7 protein-coding genes are annotated in these 17,488 nt (G+C 44.3%); 1 reads left to right on the top strand and 6 read right to left on the bottom strand.

Annotated elements, in window-relative coordinates:
- Positions 1–2 precede the first annotated feature (2 nt).
- The 6 genes from F8C76_RS10530 to F8C76_RS10505 form a co-directional block, all read right to left on the bottom strand.
- Positions 3–1,334 (bottom strand): vanadium-dependent haloperoxidase, encoded by a 1,332-nt coding sequence (locus tag F8C76_RS10530; protein WP_129653561.1) that lies wholly within the window; start codon positions 1,332–1,334, stop codon positions 3–5.
- Positions 1,335–1,343: 9 nt separating this feature from the next.
- Positions 1,344–4,580 carry a VCBS repeat-containing protein gene (locus F8C76_RS10525; protein ID WP_152131701.1) on the bottom strand — a complete coding sequence of 1,079 codons (3,237 nt, stop codon included), beginning with the start codon at positions 4,578–4,580 and terminating at the stop codon, positions 1,344–1,346.
- Positions 4,573–7,914 carry a VCBS repeat-containing protein gene (locus tag F8C76_RS10520; RefSeq protein ID WP_152131700.1) on the bottom strand — a complete coding sequence of 1,114 codons (3,342 nt, stop codon included), beginning with the start codon at positions 7,912–7,914 and terminating at the stop codon, positions 4,573–4,575. Before F8C76_RS10520 ends, F8C76_RS10525 begins: the two co-directional genes overlap by 8 nt.
- On the bottom strand, positions 7,911–11,243 hold the full coding sequence (locus F8C76_RS10515; protein WP_249042401.1) for a VCBS repeat-containing protein: 3,333 nt from the start codon (positions 11,241–11,243) through the stop codon (positions 7,911–7,913). Before F8C76_RS10515 ends, F8C76_RS10520 begins: the two co-directional genes overlap by 4 nt.
- Before the next feature lie 150 nt (positions 11,244–11,393).
- A complete protein-coding gene (locus F8C76_RS10510; RefSeq protein WP_152131699.1) occupies positions 11,394–12,935 on the bottom strand; it encodes a RagB/SusD family nutrient uptake outer membrane protein in 1,542 nt (513 codons plus the stop codon).
- Between the two features lie 18 nt (positions 12,936–12,953).
- A complete protein-coding gene (locus F8C76_RS10505; RefSeq protein ID WP_152131698.1) occupies positions 12,954–16,094 on the bottom strand; it encodes a SusC/RagA family TonB-linked outer membrane protein in 3,141 nt (1,046 codons plus the stop codon).
- 366 nt (positions 16,095–16,460) lie between these two features.
- On the opposite strand from F8C76_RS10505, the gene F8C76_RS10500 reads away from it, so the two are divergent.
- Positions 16,461–17,480, top strand: a complete 1,020-nt coding sequence (locus F8C76_RS10500) for a LacI family DNA-binding transcriptional regulator (protein WP_152131697.1) — start codon at positions 16,461–16,463, stop codon at positions 17,478–17,480.
- Positions 17,481–17,488: the final 8 nt, after the last annotated feature.

Below are 17,488 nucleotides of genomic sequence, written 5' to 3'. Positions count from 1 at the left end.
AATCAACCTTTGGTCATATCCAATTTGTCCACTATATATTTCCCTAGACTCCTACCTTGTTTGATCCCAACCTCAATGGCCGCACGATAATGTATTCCTCCATACATTCGGCTTAAAGCGGCTTCATCAGATGCTTGGTTAAAAGAGGAAAAGGAGCGTACGGGTAAGCCGTAAGCTACTTCGGTATCGTCATCAAAGGCAAAGTTGTCCCCAAAAATGTCCGTAAGTGCTATGGCTGCCGCACCGGATACTACGCTATGTCCGCTGGTATATTCAGGGAACGGAGGTGTTTGGAGTACAGGCTCCCAACTATCATCGATATATTCATTGATGACTGTTTCAGGGCGAATAAGGTTACTCCTGTACTTTTCGTCCCAGCAACTTATAAAGCCATCGGCAATGGCAATGGATGTTTTGGTATAGGCATACACTGTTTTGGCAAAATCGGCATCCGATTTTCTGGCGGCTATCTTGGTAATACCGATCCAATGGGCCCCTGGGGTTATTTTCTTGGTAGCGAACATCAGGTGACCACGGGTTACGGAAACATAGGGGTTACAGTCCCAAAACTGGGCAATGGCTATTTCATCCGATTTATCCCCTTTGCCGATCATGCTCTTGCGGACTTCATAGACTTCCATTACTTCTTCATAAAATTTGGAACCTTCTTCCATGGAAAAATCTGGTGGGGGAGCGGGCTTAAATTGATCCGCGGAATCAATGGCAAACGGGCGAATTTTACTCCAGTGGGGCTCCAGGCCATTCATATAGGCCGGAGGTGTGGGCTGCCAACGTGAAGGGTCTTCCGAATTTACCGAGAACTTGGGCATGGTCCGCGTTTGCTTGTAATTGTCCTTGTTCATCCAGGCGGCAATATGTTCGGCGACTTCAAGGCCGTAGGCCTTGGAGGCGTTGAAAACAGGTTCATTCTTATCGGCCCAAACAGCATATAGGCTATCCCGGTAGCTTACAATACGGTCTTCGGAAAAAATAAGGTTTTTGTCGAGTTGCATATGCGCAACGAGGGCGGCGACTTCAAAATTGATGCTATCCCTTGTCTTGGGCTCTGGAATTGGGGTTAAATCGTGTATCTGCCCTGCCAAGGATTTGTAGCGATCATCTTTTTGGGCAATGATCTCATAGGCGGCAATGTTGGGATAGGCAAATATTCTACTGGCCACAGGCGGGGAGAAGATATCATGGATCATCACTTCGATGACCTTATCCACAGATTTGTGGTATTCTTCCGGAGTGATGATAATGGCTTCATGCTTTTTTTGACAGCTGGTGAAGACCATCAACACTACCGCAAGTAAACTTAATCTTTCTTTCATGGTTCCTTGTTAATTATTGATTTTATAGACTTGTGTTTTGTCATTATTGAATATGGCCAGTAAATACTTTTGTCCGTTCAGGGATATTGTTCCCAAATGTCTCATGGATTTTTTGGTAAAGTCCAAGCCCAATTGATTTCCTAAAATTATGTCATTTTCACTGTTGAGCAAAGCCCCTGGAAAAGAATCCAAACGGCCATGGTAGGGTTTTATCCCAAAGTAATTGCCTCCAATCAGTACCTCGGCTTTGCCGTCGCCATCAAAATCGGCGGTAGTGAAGGCCATAATCGGGGAGACCTGTAGTTCATTGGTAAAGGGGACAAAACTGAATGTCCCGTTTTCGTTTCTCAGAAAACCGGATGCAAGGGTATTGACTTCCCAAAGGGTGGCTTTGTCCAATAGCTCCTTTCCAAAAAGTTCCTCCATGGTCTTTCCGGCGAAGGAACGGTAATTGGGGTACTTTTTCTTTAAGAAAACCAGTTGCGAAGCAAGTCCGTCCAAAGATTCCAAAGGATAGTACTTTCCATTTTTCCCAAGGGCGGTAACCGTTTCGGTCTGGCCATTGTCATCAAAATCATTAAAGAACAACTTCATGGGATATTCCTTGCTGGCGTGGAATTTGGAGTTGGTTCCCCAGTTTCCCAGAAGATAATCCGTATCCCCATCACCATCAATGTCAAAAGGCTGGATACGTTGCCAGAGCCCTTTTACATCCATGGGATTGGACTCTACAAAAGCCTCGTTTTCGTATTTCAGAAATTTGGGTGACATCCATTCCCCAATCAGAATAAGGTCCGTGGAGCCATCTCCGTTGAAATCGTCCCATACCGCATCGGTGACCATGCCCTCAATCTTGAGATCCTTAAAAACCGTGAACACCCCATTGTTGTTTTCGAGAAGGTATGAAGCAACCGGAGTTCCAAAGTGCGCGGTAAGGGTATGTCCGCCTACAAACACATCCAAATCTCCATCCCCGTCAAAATCAAAGGGCCGAACCACCGATGAGTTTTGAAAAAAATTGGGTATTTCCACAGCGGAGAAACTGGAATCGGTCTGTACGTAATAGGCATCCAAAAGAGCTTCGGATTCGCCAAAAAAGTCACCACCACCAGAAGTGACGAACATGTCGTTCTTGTTGTCATTATTGAAATCTGCAATGGTTGCTGAAACGGGCTCCTTGATGGAGTCATTGGCAATTTCATCAAAACGTTTTGCAACAAATACGGAATCTTGTTGAAGATAGATTTGTGGGACCATGAATTTTGATCCACCCAGAAAAATATCCGTTTTTCCATCTTGGTTCAAGTCTCCCATGGCAAAGGCAGGTCCTCTGTCTGATACTTGGTAGGGAATCAGTTTTTCACGGTTAAAATCCGTGTAGTTGTCTTCCACATGGGTAAAATCCAACCCTAGGTTGTTGCTGACCGGGGTGAACAATTCCTTGTCCTTTTTGCGCAAGGTATCGTAATCGAAAGGCTTGGTGTTTTCTGGTTTCAGGATAAGGGTTTGGTTCACGGGAACGTTGGTGAGTACCTGATAGGTTTTGTTGGGCCATACCACCTTAAGGGAATCCACTTGTTGGATGTCTTTTGGGTATCCGAAATGGATGATGGGTTCCGAAGATGCCTGAAATCCTCTCGTAGGGAACAATTCCTTGAACTGGAGTCCCCCATTTTGATAAGAATATACCTTGGTGCCTATCCCGAAGGTATTTTTTGCGGTGAACTGGAACCTTATTTTTAGGTAATTGCCCTTGTCCGAAGCTTTGCCGATATACAAGGATGCGGGTTGGTTGATGTTGTTGGTCACCAAATCCAAGTCCCCGTCATTGTCCAAATCGCCCATGGCAGTCGCCCCGGAAATCAAAGTGTCTTTGGTGATCCAATTGTTGGACATGTCCTGGAACATGAGGTCTTCACCGCCCCTAAAAACATAATTGTGCACATTACCCGAAGGCATTAAGTTCAAAGCTTCTTGGTCCACAAGTTTGGTGTTGTCCAGTTTTTTCTGGATTTGGTCATTGGAGACAAACTTGATGAAATCCAAATCGTTTGGTCGCTTGGGAATCCCATTGGAAATAAAGACATCCTGATGTCCGTCCAGATCATAATCGCCAAAAAGGGCACTCCAGCTCCAATCCGTGGCGGCGACACCGCTCATCAAGGCGGTTTCCATATAATTGCCATCAGGCTGGTTCACAAACAGCATATTGCGGGTAAACTGGTAGTGGTATCCATACCGGTCCACGCGGAGTTTTTGGGTCTGTATATTGTCATCCCCTTCCGATGATTTCAAGGCCACTTCATCTTCAGGCAGCATGTCCAGAGACAGGAAATCGGGCCTACCATCATTGTTGATGTCGCCCACATCATTCCCCATGGAGAATCGACTGGTGTGTCCAAAATATTTTTTGAGGCTTTCGGTAAATGTGCCATCCCCATTGTTCAAATAGTAGTAATCGTCTTCATGGAAATCGTTGCCCACATAGATGTCCGGATACCCATCCTGATTAAAATCGGCAATGGCCAGACCCAAGCCATATCCGTTTACACCACCATAAATTCCCGCTTCTTCACTCACATCGACAAATTGGCCATCATCGTTCCGAAGGAGCTTGTCCCCGGTTTCGTAGCGGCGCTCAAACCGCAGGTCAAATCGCCCAAAGGAATTCTGCGTATGCACGGCATGGTTGAGGAGATATAGGTCAAGGTCGCCATCCAGATCGTAATCAAAGAAAGAGGCATTGGAGCTGTACGAGTCAAAATCCAACCCATATTGGGCAGCACTTTCGGTAAAGGTATTATCTCCATTGTTGATGTAAAGCTCGTTGAACCCGTTGAACCCATTGATGCCCACCACGGCACAGACGTAAATGTCCAGAAGGCCATCCCCATTCACATCGGCCATGGTAACCCCGGTATTCCAACTGCTGTTACCTTCAATACCTGCGGTATTCGAAATATCTTCAAACTTGAGGTCACCCTTGTTCAGGTACAGTTTGTTCTTTACTTGGTTTCCGGTGAAGAAAATATCAGGGAGCCCATCATTATTGATGTCCCCAATGGATACCCCACCACCATTGTAAAAATAGAGGTAGTCCAAAATGCTGAGGTTGTCCGTGGAAGTAAGGGTGTTGGTAAAAGTAATTCCAGTGGCCTTTGGGTCGGGATTGTCAAAAAGATCACCTCCTTTTTTACATCCTCCCAACATCAGGGCCGTTAGAAATATGACCAACAGTTTATTCATTGATGGCAAATATCTTGGGTTTATTGTTATTGATGGCGGCAATGACAAAAGTTTTTCCATTTTTATCCTTGAACTGCTTCAAATATTTCACCTCGTCCTTGATTTTAAAGCCGCTCATGTCATAATTCTGCCATTCAAAGCCCAATTGGCCATCACCCAGTAGAAGGTTTCCGTAGCTGGCATCCAGCCTTGAAAATTGGGGTTTGAATTCATAATTGTTCCCAGCCATGATGAGATCTAGGTTGCCATCGTTGTTCACGTCTGCGCAGGTAATGTCACAAACACAGGACAATTGCACCCTTGGAGGAAGGTTCTTAATGGTGAATTTTCCACCCCCTTCATTTATGGCAATGACGGATGCTGAGGTTTCCACTTTCTTTACAATGGATTTGTTCAATACCTCTTCTGGAAAAAGTTGATGTATGGTCCGATGCGCATAATCCGATGCCTTTAGGTTTTGTTTCTTGAGAGGTGGCAGTTGTTCCGTGAGTTCCCTTTTTTGATGGATGGGGTAATCCCCGCCATCTTTTTGCAAAGTAAAAATCTGTTCAATGGTGCCGTTATTGTCATAGTCGTTGATCCACATTTTCATGGGTTGCCCATGGGAAGGTTTGTAGTGTAGATTGAGCCCTTGGTTGCCCAGAATAAGGTCTAGGTCACCATCTCCATCCAAATCTGCGGTTTCGGCCGTGTTCCACCATCCATAAAGGCTGTCCAGTGAAGAAGGCATTTTGGTAAGTCTTCGTCCTGTATTTTTATAAATTTTTGGGGTGTCCCATTCCGCCGTTACAATGAGGTCGTCCTTACCATCCCCGTCCATATCCGCCCATTTGGAATCGGTGACCATACCGGCATCCTTGAGGTCAAACGCCAATCGCTCCGTTACGTTGGTAAAGGTTCCATCCCCCATGTTCTCAAGGAATAGATGGTCTGGGGAAAGGCCATAAACACCCACTACACTGCGTGAGCCTATAAAGACATCCATGTCTCCATCGTTATCAAAATCATAGGGTGAAATGGTTGAAATGTTCTTGAAGGTAGAAGGTAGTTCGGTTTCAGATTTTGTGAAATTGCCCTTACCGTCGTTAAGGTACAAACGTGGTCTGTAACTTCTTTGTAGGTCCAAGTTGTTACCCCCGGAGCCTACCATAAGGTCTAGGTCGTTGTCCCCATCCGCATCAAAGAAGGCTGCTGCAACATCCTCAAAATGCCTATCCTCATCAAAAGCTTTTATTGTTTTTTGTTGGACTTTTCCGTTTCCAGTATGCAGGTATAGGATGCCTGGCTGTCCGTGGGCACCTCCAATAAAGAAATCTTCGTTGCCATCACCATTGATATCCGCCACGGCCAATGAGGGTCCTTCCTGCGATAATTTTTGGTAAATAAGGCCTTCGTAGTCAAAATCATTATAACCATCCTCTTCATGGGCGGCAATGCTACTGGAATCCAATTCGTTGAGGAAGGATTTTGTGGTTTCTTTTTTCGGCAGGACATACATTTCCAAAGCTTGGGCGTGGTCCAAAGTCATTACCTGATTGACCGCTACATTTTCCAGCTTTTGGGTTCGATTGTCAGGCCAAACGATGCGAATGGAATCCAAGGTTTCGGTTTTGCCCAGTCCAATGTTCATTTCATAGCCCATGGAAGATTGGAAACCTCGGGATGGGATCAGTTCCTGGTTGACGATGTTTCCATCAAAATAGAATTTGGCCAGGGTGCCCACCGCAAAAGGGTTGTTCTTGGGCCCTTTGAACTTTAGCTGGAGGTAGTTATTGTTCAGCTGTGATTCCGAGTTGTTCCTATACAAAAAGGTCTCGGTATTTACGTTGTTGATAACAAGGTCCAAATCCCCATCATTGTCCAAATCCCCATAAGCGGCACCATTGGATCGTGATGGTAGATCAAATCCCCATTCTTGATTGGCGTTCGTAAAGCTGATATCGCCATTGTTTCTATAGGCATAATTAGGTTGTGGTTTGATCGGCATTTTGCTGATGATGGAATCAATGGACTGTTTTTTTCCGGTCAATGCCATTTTTTGCACAATTTCATTGGCAAAAAAGTCCACAAAATCCAGATCGGTCAGGTCATGGTTGATCCCGTTGGTCACGAAAATGTCCTTTAGGCCGTCATTGTCCATATCGAACATAAGTCCGGCCCAGCTCCAATCCGTGGCATCAATACCACTGTAATAGGCCACTTCCGAGAATGTACCGTTCCCATTGTTAAGCTGTAGGGTATTCTGGATGTATTGCTGGTAGAAGTCTTTGCTCTGTTTTAAGTTGAAGACGTTGTAGCCTTCAAACTCCATGACCGATTTTACCCGGTGTTCTTCCTCGGGGAGCATGTCGGTGATAAAAATATCGTTGTGTCCATCGTTGTTGATATCGGCAATATCTATTCCCATTGCGGAAAGGCTCAAATGCGAGGTCCAATCCTTGATTTCTTCCTTAAAAGTACCATCTTGTTGGTTGATGTAGAGATAATCCCTTTCGTAAAAATCATTGGAAACATAAATGTCTGGGTAGAGGTCTCCGTTAAAATCGGAAACCAGTACCCCCAATCCAAAACCGATAAGACTTCCATAGATGCCCGCTTCTTCACTGACATCCACAAACTTGCCGTTATCGTTGCGTAAGAGCATATCGCCAACCCCCCTAAAGATATCAGGGACATTTTCCCAGTCCTGGGCGCGTACTTCGCGTTGTTCCGCATACCCCAAACTGCTCACGGGAATATTACTGTTGTTAAGGATATAGGCATCCAAATCCCCATCCTTGTCATAGTCGAAAAAAGAGGCATGGGTCGTGAAGCCGGTCTTGGCCAAATTGTATTCGTTGGCTTTTTCCGTAAAGGTGAGGTCTCCATTATTGATGTAAAGATCGTTGTCATGGTTGTTGCCTTCCATGTTTCCCGCATTGCAGACATAAATATCCAAGAGGCCATCTTGGTTTACATCCACCATGACCACACCAGTGGACCAAGGTTTGTTGCCCATGACCCCAGCACTTTCCGAGATATCCTCAAATTTAAAATCACCTTTGTTCAGATAGAGGCGGTTGGGGACCATGTTCCCGGTCAAATAGATGTCCGATAGGCCATCATTGTTGATGTCTCCAATGGCAACACCACCACCGTTATAAAAATTTCTATACTTGAAAATATTGAAGTTCTTCTGATTTTCAACGGCATTGACAAAGGTAACCCCGGTTTCATCCTGTGGCATTAACGTGAAAAGGGTCTCTTTTACGTCATCTTTTGAATCGGATTTTTTTTCTCCGCAGGACGCCAGTGAAATCAATACAAGGCATAGAGTCGCATATCTGAGTTTCATTCCGTGTTCTGTTTTTTGATTAAGAAAATGGGAGAATCGTTGTTTAGAGTGATGATGAATTCCTCGTTCCCATTTCGTGTAATTTTCTCAATTTTCCGGGCTGGTCCGGAAACGTTCAAGTTTTGCTTCCAAGTTATATTCCCTTGTGCATCATTTTGTAACAAAAGCCCATGCGAAGCATCTAATCTACCAAGTTGGGTGCTTATCTCAAAATTATTCCCGACCATTAATATTTCATTAATCGTTTCTTTATCAATCTTTTCAATATAAATATCATTAACCGTTGAGGATTGTGCCAAAAGAGGCAATTCCTTAATCGAAAAATGACCGTTTCCCTCATTTTGAAAGTAGGAGGTATTCAGTAGATACACCTTTCGTTGTGTGGCGGCATCCAAACTTTCTTTTCCAAAAAGTGATTCCAGGGATGCCTTGGCAAAATCTTCGTAAAAGAGAAACTTCTTGTTCAGGAAGGGCATTTGCTTGGCCAGTTCGTCCTTTGAGGAAAAAACGGTTTCCTTATCCCCATGAAAATAGGTAGCTACGGTTTCTATGGAGCCGTTCCCGTCAAAATCACGGATATAGAGCGTAATGGGTTTTTCCTTTGAGGCCCTGAACTTGGTATTGAGGCCCCAGTTGCCGGCCAGAATATCCAAATCCCCATCCTTGTCCAAGTCTGCCAGTGCAATGCAATTCCACCAACCATGGGTGTATTCCAGTCCGTTGTTTTGTTGTTTGGTGAGTTGTTTTCCGTCATTAAAGAAGAGGGTGATGGGGGTCCAATGCCCTGCAACAATTAAATCGGGAAAGCTGTTTCCATCAAGGTCTGCCCAAACAAAATCCTTTACGTTGCCCACCGATCCAAAATCAGGGGCAAAGGAAGATGTGATTTCGGTGAACGTTCCCTGGCCATCATTTTGAAAAAGATATTGTTTTGATGTTTCACCAAATTGCGTGGGCAGGGTGTTTGATGCAATGCAAAGATCCAGGTCCCCGTCTTGGTCAAAATCCACGGCGTCCACTTTTGAGGCATTGGTCTGTATTTGGGTAAACTGCCCATCATCTTTGATAAATGTTCCTTTATCATTCCGATACAATCGGGGTTGCAGGGGTCTACCACTTGTAAATTCATTGCCGCCGCTCACCACCAATAGATCAAGGTCGCTATCACCATCGGCATCAAAAAAGACATGGTCAATATCTTCGTTGATGGCATCCATTTCAAAAAGTCCGGGTTGATGTGAAGTGAAAGTACCATCCCTGTTTTGGAGGTAGAGTACGGAAGCCTGTGTTTTGGCCCCGCTGATGAAAAGGTCTTCCAATCCATCATCATTAACGTCGGCCACCGATACGGAAGGCCCTTCATTGGCATAGGAAAAAGGAACCAATGGGTTCCGGTCAAAGTCCAAGGAGGGCTGTTCTTTATGTACAAAGTCCAAAGGTTGGGTGGCACTTAAAACAGGAGTGTCAGGCCGGTTGGACTTCTCCTCATAATAGTTGCCAGAGGCATTATTTATGGACACCTTCAAGGTTTGATTGGGCTCAATATTGCGTAAGGTTTGATGTGTACCACCGGGCCACACGATTTGGATGGAGTCAATGATACTATCGTTACCTACCCCGAAATTAAGACTGTTGTCCTTTGCGGAGAGGAAGCTGCGTGTGGCGATGTTCTCTTGAACGGCTCTATTGTTTTTATGAAACACGATGGCCTTTGCACCTATCCCAAATTTGTTTTGTGGGGAACCTTTAAATGTAATCTTGATGGAATTTCCATTGGTGAGCGTATTTTCAAGGATAAAGGCCTCCTCATTGACGTTATTGACCACTAGATCCAAATCCCCATCGTTGTCCAGATCGGCATAGGCACACCCGTTACTGTACGAATCTTTTTTAATGCTCCAGTCATCGGTGACATTGCTGAAGGTGACCCCATCCCTATTTTTATAGAAGTAGTTGGGCACTTTCTTTTTGGGCAAGCGATCAATGAGATCCATGTCCTCATCCGATAATCCCGAAGTAATATTTTTTTGAATTTCCTCGTTGGAGATATAGTTGATATAGTCCATATCATTGGTAACCCCCACAATTCCATTGGAAATGAACAGGTCCTTGAAACCATCATTGTCAAAATCGGCAAATAGAGCGCCCCAAGACCATTCGGTGGCTTCGATACCACTTAGATTGGCGATTTCCCCAAAGCGCTCCCCATCCAAATTTAGGTGGAGTGCATTTTGCATAAATTGCGGCGCAAATCCATTTTTCAAATATTGCTGGTATACCGGGTAAGGGTATTCCGCACCGGAAGTTTTAAAAGTTTCCAGATTTTCGGGAAGCATATCCAAAGAGAGAATGTCGGCCAAACCATCGTTGTTCACGTCGGCGATGTCGTTGCCCATGGAGAAGTGGGTGGTATGCCCCATTTTGTTGGGGTCTTGTGATATGACTTCTTGGAAAGTCCCATCTTTTTGATTGATGTAGAGGTAGTCGTTCTCAAAAAAATCATTGCCCACGTAGATGTCCGGGTATCCATCATTGTTGATGTCGCTTATGGCCAACCCAAGTCCATAGCCAATGCTTCCTTGAAATATCCCTGCTTCTTTGGAGACATTTACAAAAGAACCTTCGTCATTCCGAAAAAGAATATCGCCAGACTTGGAATCCACGAGTTTTCGTTTGGTACCTTTTCCATATGAGCGATTGGGGTTCACGGAATGGTTCAGCAGGTACATGTCCAGATCTCCATCGAGGTCATAGTCAAAAAAAGCAGCTTGGGTGGAGTATCCAATAAAATTCAAACCGTAATCGGCGGCGGCTTCCTTAAAGGAGGGTATCCCATCCGCATTTGCCCCTTGATTGATGTAGAGTAGATTTTCGCCCCGAATTGGACCATGGTCCCCAACTTTACAGATATAAATATCCAATAGGCCATCATTGTTGATGTCCACATGGGTAACGCCCGTGGTCCAACCTGTATCATTTTTGATTTGCGCAGCTTCGGTAATGTCCTGAAACTTGAAATTTCCTTTATTGAGATACAGTTTATCTGCACCTTGATTGGAAGTAAAATACAGGTCCACCAATCCATCCCCATTAAAATCTCCGGCAGCTACCCCTGCGCCATTGTAGAAATAGAGGTAGTTAAGGATATTGAGTTCCGGAATCTGGTGGAGCGTATTGGAAAATGTAATGCCTGTTTGGGATGATTTTTTTTGGACAAAAAGGGAATTGGGGTCAGACGTTGTACAGCCAATGACCAACAAAAGTCCTAGCAAAACCAGCCTGTATGTTTTTATGATTCGGTTCATGGAGGTAGACAGTAAGGTAACCATTTCCGTAGGAAATTGGAAGAGGGAAAGGGTTAACAATTGCCTAATATTTGGTAAATAATTGTATAATGTGAGGGTTGGCCTAATAGGAAAAGAGGCCGCCAATTGGCGGCCTCTTTATATATAAACAACTCAAACTTTGAATCGCTGAGCTTAGTAACCTGGGTTTTGCACCAAATTTGGATTGGACAACAAAGCGTTGGTTGGAATTGGGAAATAGTTCTTGGTGTCATCACCTACAGAACCTGCATCCTTAAATTCCCAATCTTTGGTATACTGTCCAAAACGAACCAAATCGTTTCTTCTCCAAAACTCCTTATAAAGTTCCCTTCCTCTTTCATCGATCAAATCTTGAGCGGTAACAGAACCAAGTGGTGTTGCTTGTCTGATTGTTCTGAGTTCATTGACCAATGCAGTGGGATCTCCACCGCCTCTCAAGATGGCTTCTGCTTTCAAAAGATGGGCATCGGCATATCTGAAGACAATCTCGTGACTGTTGAAAGAACGTCCACCTGCAGGGTGATACTTAATGGTACGGATACCTGTACGCTCATTGTTACCGGCCAATCCGGGGATTTCCTTGGTGAAGGCCAATGGATTTCCTGGACGGTCTTTCAGGGCAACACCATTTGCATCATACATTTGGCCAATTAAGAACCCGTATCCAATACCGAGGTTTACATCATCGGCATTGCTGGCATCGGGAACCCAGCCTCTTCTTTCCTCTTGTCCATCGCCAACATAGTTGCTATTGGGGTCTCCTTCAAATAGGTCGTAGAATTCGGCAAGGGTACTGAACCCGTTCCATCCACCACCGGTATTGTCCGGTGCCACGATATGGTAGTGCATTCCATTCCAAATCCTGTTTCCCACGGAGGTGCTGGCCCACCAAATGGTTTCGGTATCGGCCTCTTCTGTAAACATTTCGAAGTAACCATCCTCTAGGGCATATCCCTCGGCAGCGATGGCATCGATCAAATCAATTACGGCATCGTAATCTGCGGCAGTGCCGGTATAGCGTTCCCCGTTCATCATGACCTTGGCCAATAAGAATCGACCAGCCGCTTGGGAGGCCTTGCTCAAACCTTCTGCTCCAGCTGCTATGGGAGGTAGGTTAGGGATGGCTTCCGTTAAATCGGAAACAATGAAGTCGTAAGCTTCTTGTTTGGTCATTACTGCAGGATTGATGTTTGGTCCGTCGTCCAGTCCCCTGAATGGCACCTGACCGTATAGATCCAACACAAAGAACATACTGAAAGCTCTTAAGAACTGCGCTTCGGCTTTTTGCTGTGCCGAAGGGGAGCTTCTACTGTCAATAATTTCCGAAGCCCTGTACACATTCTGGTTCAGGTTGTTCCAAACGTTTAGAATGTAGAGGTGCTGTGGATCCCAAGTATGGGTATGCAGGGTACGCCAAATTCCATTGTCGCCCCAGTCCGTACCACGGGTCGGTACCAACATCTCATCTGTGGACACTTCGTTGAGAGCAAAGAAATTCGCCTGATCTCCCAATTGTCCGTAAACATCGTTATACAGGTTGTTGAGGTTACTCTGTGCGTTAACGCCACCAAACCCTCCTGTGTCCGCCTCGTTAAAAACGGAATCCGTAGGTTCAACTTCCAAATTTGTACATGCAAGCACAAGGACAGTCGAAACAAGAATCGATAGATTAATCTTGATTATTCTTCTTTTCATGATCTTTTCAATTTTTTATTAAAAGGTAGCATTTAGTCCAATGGTGAAAGTTCTTGGCCTAGGGAACGCCGTGTAATCGATACCTGCAATTGGAATACCGTTCAATAGGTCCGTGGAACCGTTGGAGTTACCTGGGGTAACACTTACCTCGGGATCTAGACCGCTGTAATCGGTAATCAAGAATAGGTTTTGTCCTGTAACGGATAACCTCAAACTTTTCAGGACGTTATCACCGCTCAGCGGAACATTGTATCCAAGGGTCAGGTTTTGGAGGCGAACAAAATCCGCACTTTCCAAAAACCTGGTGGACACGGATGCTTCGGCCAAACCAGATTCATCGCTGGCAGGTACATCTGGAGTCACGTTACGGGCATTTTGAATGGCCCCTGCGGTGAAGAATGCGTTGGCAGTGTTGTTGTACACCGCTGCTCCAAACTGACCACTCAAATAAGCTGATAAATCCCAGTTTTTGTAGCTAAGATTTGTGGAAAAACCTCCAGTGATATCTGGCAGTGCAGTTTCGCCAACGTAAACTTGGTTATCGATACCTCCTGTGAAGATGGGCTGTCCATCGCCATCGTATCCTTCAAACTGTCTCAAGAAGAATGCGAACAAAGGTTGTCCTTCTTCCAAGCGCTGTGAAAAAGCGTTGGATAGCCCTTGTCCACGAATCTGCCCGGATGGGATGATTACCTGTCCTCCGAGTGGGTTTCTAAGTTTTTTGATCTGGTTGTCGTTATAGGCGACGTTAAGACCGGCACTCCAATTGAAATCGGCACTCTGTACCAAATCATAGTTTATGGAGAATTCCACCCCTTGGTTTATGATGGAAGAGTCAAAGTTTCCAAAAAAGAACTGTTGAGGGGCGGGTTGTGCAGAATTTACACGTAAAAGCACATCTTGAGTGTCTTTTCGGTAAAAGTCAACCGAACCATTCAACCTGTCATTTCCAAAACCGAAATCAAGACCAACACCATATTGGACGGTTTCTTCCCATTTCAAATCATCATTGGGGAAGGCCACGGTTTCCGTTCCAGGAATGTTGATGTCACCACCATCTGAAATTACCTGATCTGGAACAGCGTATCGTGATCTAAAGATATAGTTGGCATGGCCCAAACCATCCTGGTTTCCTGTGATACCAAAACTCAACCTAAGTTTAAGGGTTGACACGGAATCACCAATGAAATCTTCTTCGTTCAATTTCCAGGCAAAGGCGGCAGAAGGGAAGTACCCATACTGGTTGTTTCCACCAAATCTTGAAGAACCGTCCGCCCTGACCGTTGCTGTGAACAAATACTTGTCTGCGATGGTGTAATTGACCCTTGCAAAGAAGGATTGAAGCTCGTCTGTAGTGTCAAAAGTATCCACAAACAAGGAATTCACCCTTGTTCCGGTAATCGTTCCAAGGTTGTCGGTGACGATATCGGGAACCAATCTATTGACAAATACCCCATTGGTGTTGGGAGCATATCCGTATTGTTGGTATCTACCATCTATATTTTGTTCGATAACGTTGACCGTTTTATTAAGGTGGTCCGACATTTCATTTAAATCGGTGGTAGCAAATCCGAAACCTCTTGCATTTCTACCGGAATTGGCAAAGTCTTGGAAGGAGAAACCTACTATCGCATCAAGGTTTGAGTTTTCAAATTCCTTTTTATAGTTCAGGGTGGCCTCGATCAATCTATTCTCTATATCCAAATTGTTGATGGCACCACGTCCATTTCCGAAGGTCCCCCTATCAAGGTTTCGTCCCAAGGAAGAAGCGACAGCATTTCTAGTAGCCTCTGACTTATCGTATCCTAAATTGATTTTACCAGTAAGTTCAGGTGTGAAATCATATTCGGCTGAGAAATTGATCAATGCCCTATTGGTATTGCTCAAAGATTGTATATAATCTGTAAGTACCCGTGGGTTCAATTGTCCGCCTGAGTTATAGGAAGCACTGTTTGGCCAGGTAGGGTTTGCGGAATAGGCGGCACCCAAAAGGTCTCCTCTAAATCCGGCACTACCACTGAGTGCTGGGGATTCATCGTTTACTCGGGACATGGTTCCCTGTAAGTTGAGTCTTAATTTGTCATCCAAGAACCGATGTCCCCAATTGACTCTTCCTGTAATTCGCTCCATGGAAGAGTTTTGTACAATACCAAATTGTTTTCCGTAACCAAAAGTGGCCCGTATATTACCTTTTCCGTAATTGTTTGAGTAAGTGATATTTTGATTTTGCGAAACGGCCCTTCGTGTAACAACATCTTGCCAATTGGTGTTTGCACCTGCATCTTGGGCTACTCTATCCCCGCCAAACTGTTCCACGGCATCAAGAAAAGCTTCTCTGCCTAAAAGAGGCAAATCATTGGCCGGGTTTGAAATACTTAAAGTGGAATTGAATTCGAATACGCCACCTTGGCTACCCTTACCACTCTTTGTGGTTATGATAACGACACCGTTGGCACCCCTAGATCCATAAATTGCGGTAGCAGAAGCATCTTTAAGGATACTCATGCTCTCAATGTCGGATGGGTTCAAGAAAGCCAATGGGTTTTTTGAGCCACTGGTACCAAAACCGATGTTCCCGGATTCGGGTGCCGTGTCACTGGTAAGAGGAATACCATCCACAACAAAAAGAGGGTTGTTATTGGAACGGACCGATGTTGTACCCCTGATACGGAGTGCGATTCCAGCTCCCGGTTCACCACTGGCTTGGGTAATCTGAACACCAGCCGTTTTACCTTGGATCAATTGTTCGGGAGATGAGATGATACCTCCATTGAAATCCTCCGAGGTAACAGCGGCAACCGCTCCGGTTGCATCCTTGATCGTGGTTTGTCCATAACCGATGATAACTACTTCATCCAAGGCTTGTGCATCCTCTTCCAAAGTTACATTTACCGTAGATCGCCCATTGACACCAACCTCAACGGTCTTATAACCTATGTAGCTGAATACCAAAACAGAGGAATCCTCAATGCCATCCAAAGTATAATTACCATCAAAATCGGTCTGGGTACCATTGGTAGTACCTTTTACAAGTACGCTTGCCCCGGGCAACGGTCCAGTTGCATCCGAAACAGTACCTGACACTGTCTGAGCTTTTGCCAAGCCAAAGCATAAAAATGCCCCAAGCATCAAAAAGCTTTTTAGTAGCGTAATCTTCATAAATAATTAATTTTAAGTTTAGTTAATTTTAATTCAAGTGTTAAACATATATAAAAAATATGTTAATTAAAATCTAAGCATATCCGCAATATCAAACGAAAACGGTTTCGTGTTAATAACTTTGGATATGTATAAGGTTGACAAAACTTAATGGGTTGGTTTATGTATATTACAAAATAAGATAAGAAAAATAAGAATTCTGTAATATGTCGCTAATATAGTATTTTTTATTTTTACAATGCTTTAACATTTCTATAAGAATTTTTAAGAGAGTTCAAAAGTATTGTGTTAAAAAACATATTTTGGTCAGCCCCCTTTTCTATAATGAGTAATTTCCAATTTATTATTAAATCAAATCCCTGATTGTTGAAAGCAAAAATTACCCTAAAAGATATAGCAAGAGAACTCGAAGTATCTATTTCCACAGTATCAAAGGCATTGAAGAACAGTGAGGAAATTAGCCGGGATACCAAGGAAAAAGTACAGGCGTTTGCCAGACTGTACAATTACAAGCCCAATAATATAGCCATTAGCCTTAAAAATAAGAGGACCAAGAACATTGGGGTGGTCATTCCTGATATTGTGCACCATTTCTTTACCACGGTGATCAGGGGCATTGAAAAGTATGCCAATGCTAGGGGGTATAATGTAATTGTATGCTTATCGGAGGAGTCCTTTGATAAGGAAGTGATCAATATGGAGATGCTGGCCAATGGCAGTATCGATGGATTTATCATGTCCTTGTCTTCCGAAACACAGCAAAAAGGGGATTATAACCACCTTAAGGAAGTAACGGAACAAGGGATTCCTGTAGTACTGTTTGATCGTATCACCAATGAAATAGAGTGCGATAAAGTTGTCATTGATGATGAATTGGGAGCTTATATGGCCACCAAAAAACTGATTGAACAAGGAAGAAAGAAAATAGCGCTCATCACAACCGATGATTACCTCAGTGTGAGCAAGGCCCGAACAGTTGGATACAAAAAGGCCCTCACCGAAATGGGAATTGGGGTGGATGAATCCAAAATTCTAAAATTGCCCACCATGGAAATGGATGAGGCCGGCATTAAAAGCTTTTTGGAAACCCAAAAGCTGGATGCCGTGCTGTGTGTCAATGAAATATTTGCGGTCTACAGTATGCGATTGGCTCAAAAGAGCGGTCTCCGAATCCCTGAGGATATCTCCTTTATTGGTTTTACGGACGGAGTTTTATCCAAATATGCCAACCCAAGCTTAACGGTGGTGGCACAGCATGGGGAAAAAATGGGGGAGATGTCTGCCCAAATGTTGATCGATAAGGTAGAAAGTGAGGAAGATGAAGAGACCTACCAGACCAAAATCCTCGAACCCACCTTGGTAATTCGGGATTCCATAGTCCATTAACATAGGAT

The sequence above is a fragment of the Flagellimonas olearia genome (assembly GCF_009184425.1).
GTDB classification, from domain to species: domain Bacteria; phylum Bacteroidota; class Bacteroidia; order Flavobacteriales; family Flavobacteriaceae; genus Flagellimonas; species Flagellimonas olearia.
Note: the sequence above shows the minus strand (reverse complement) of the source record. Positions and strands in the feature narration are given on the sequence as shown.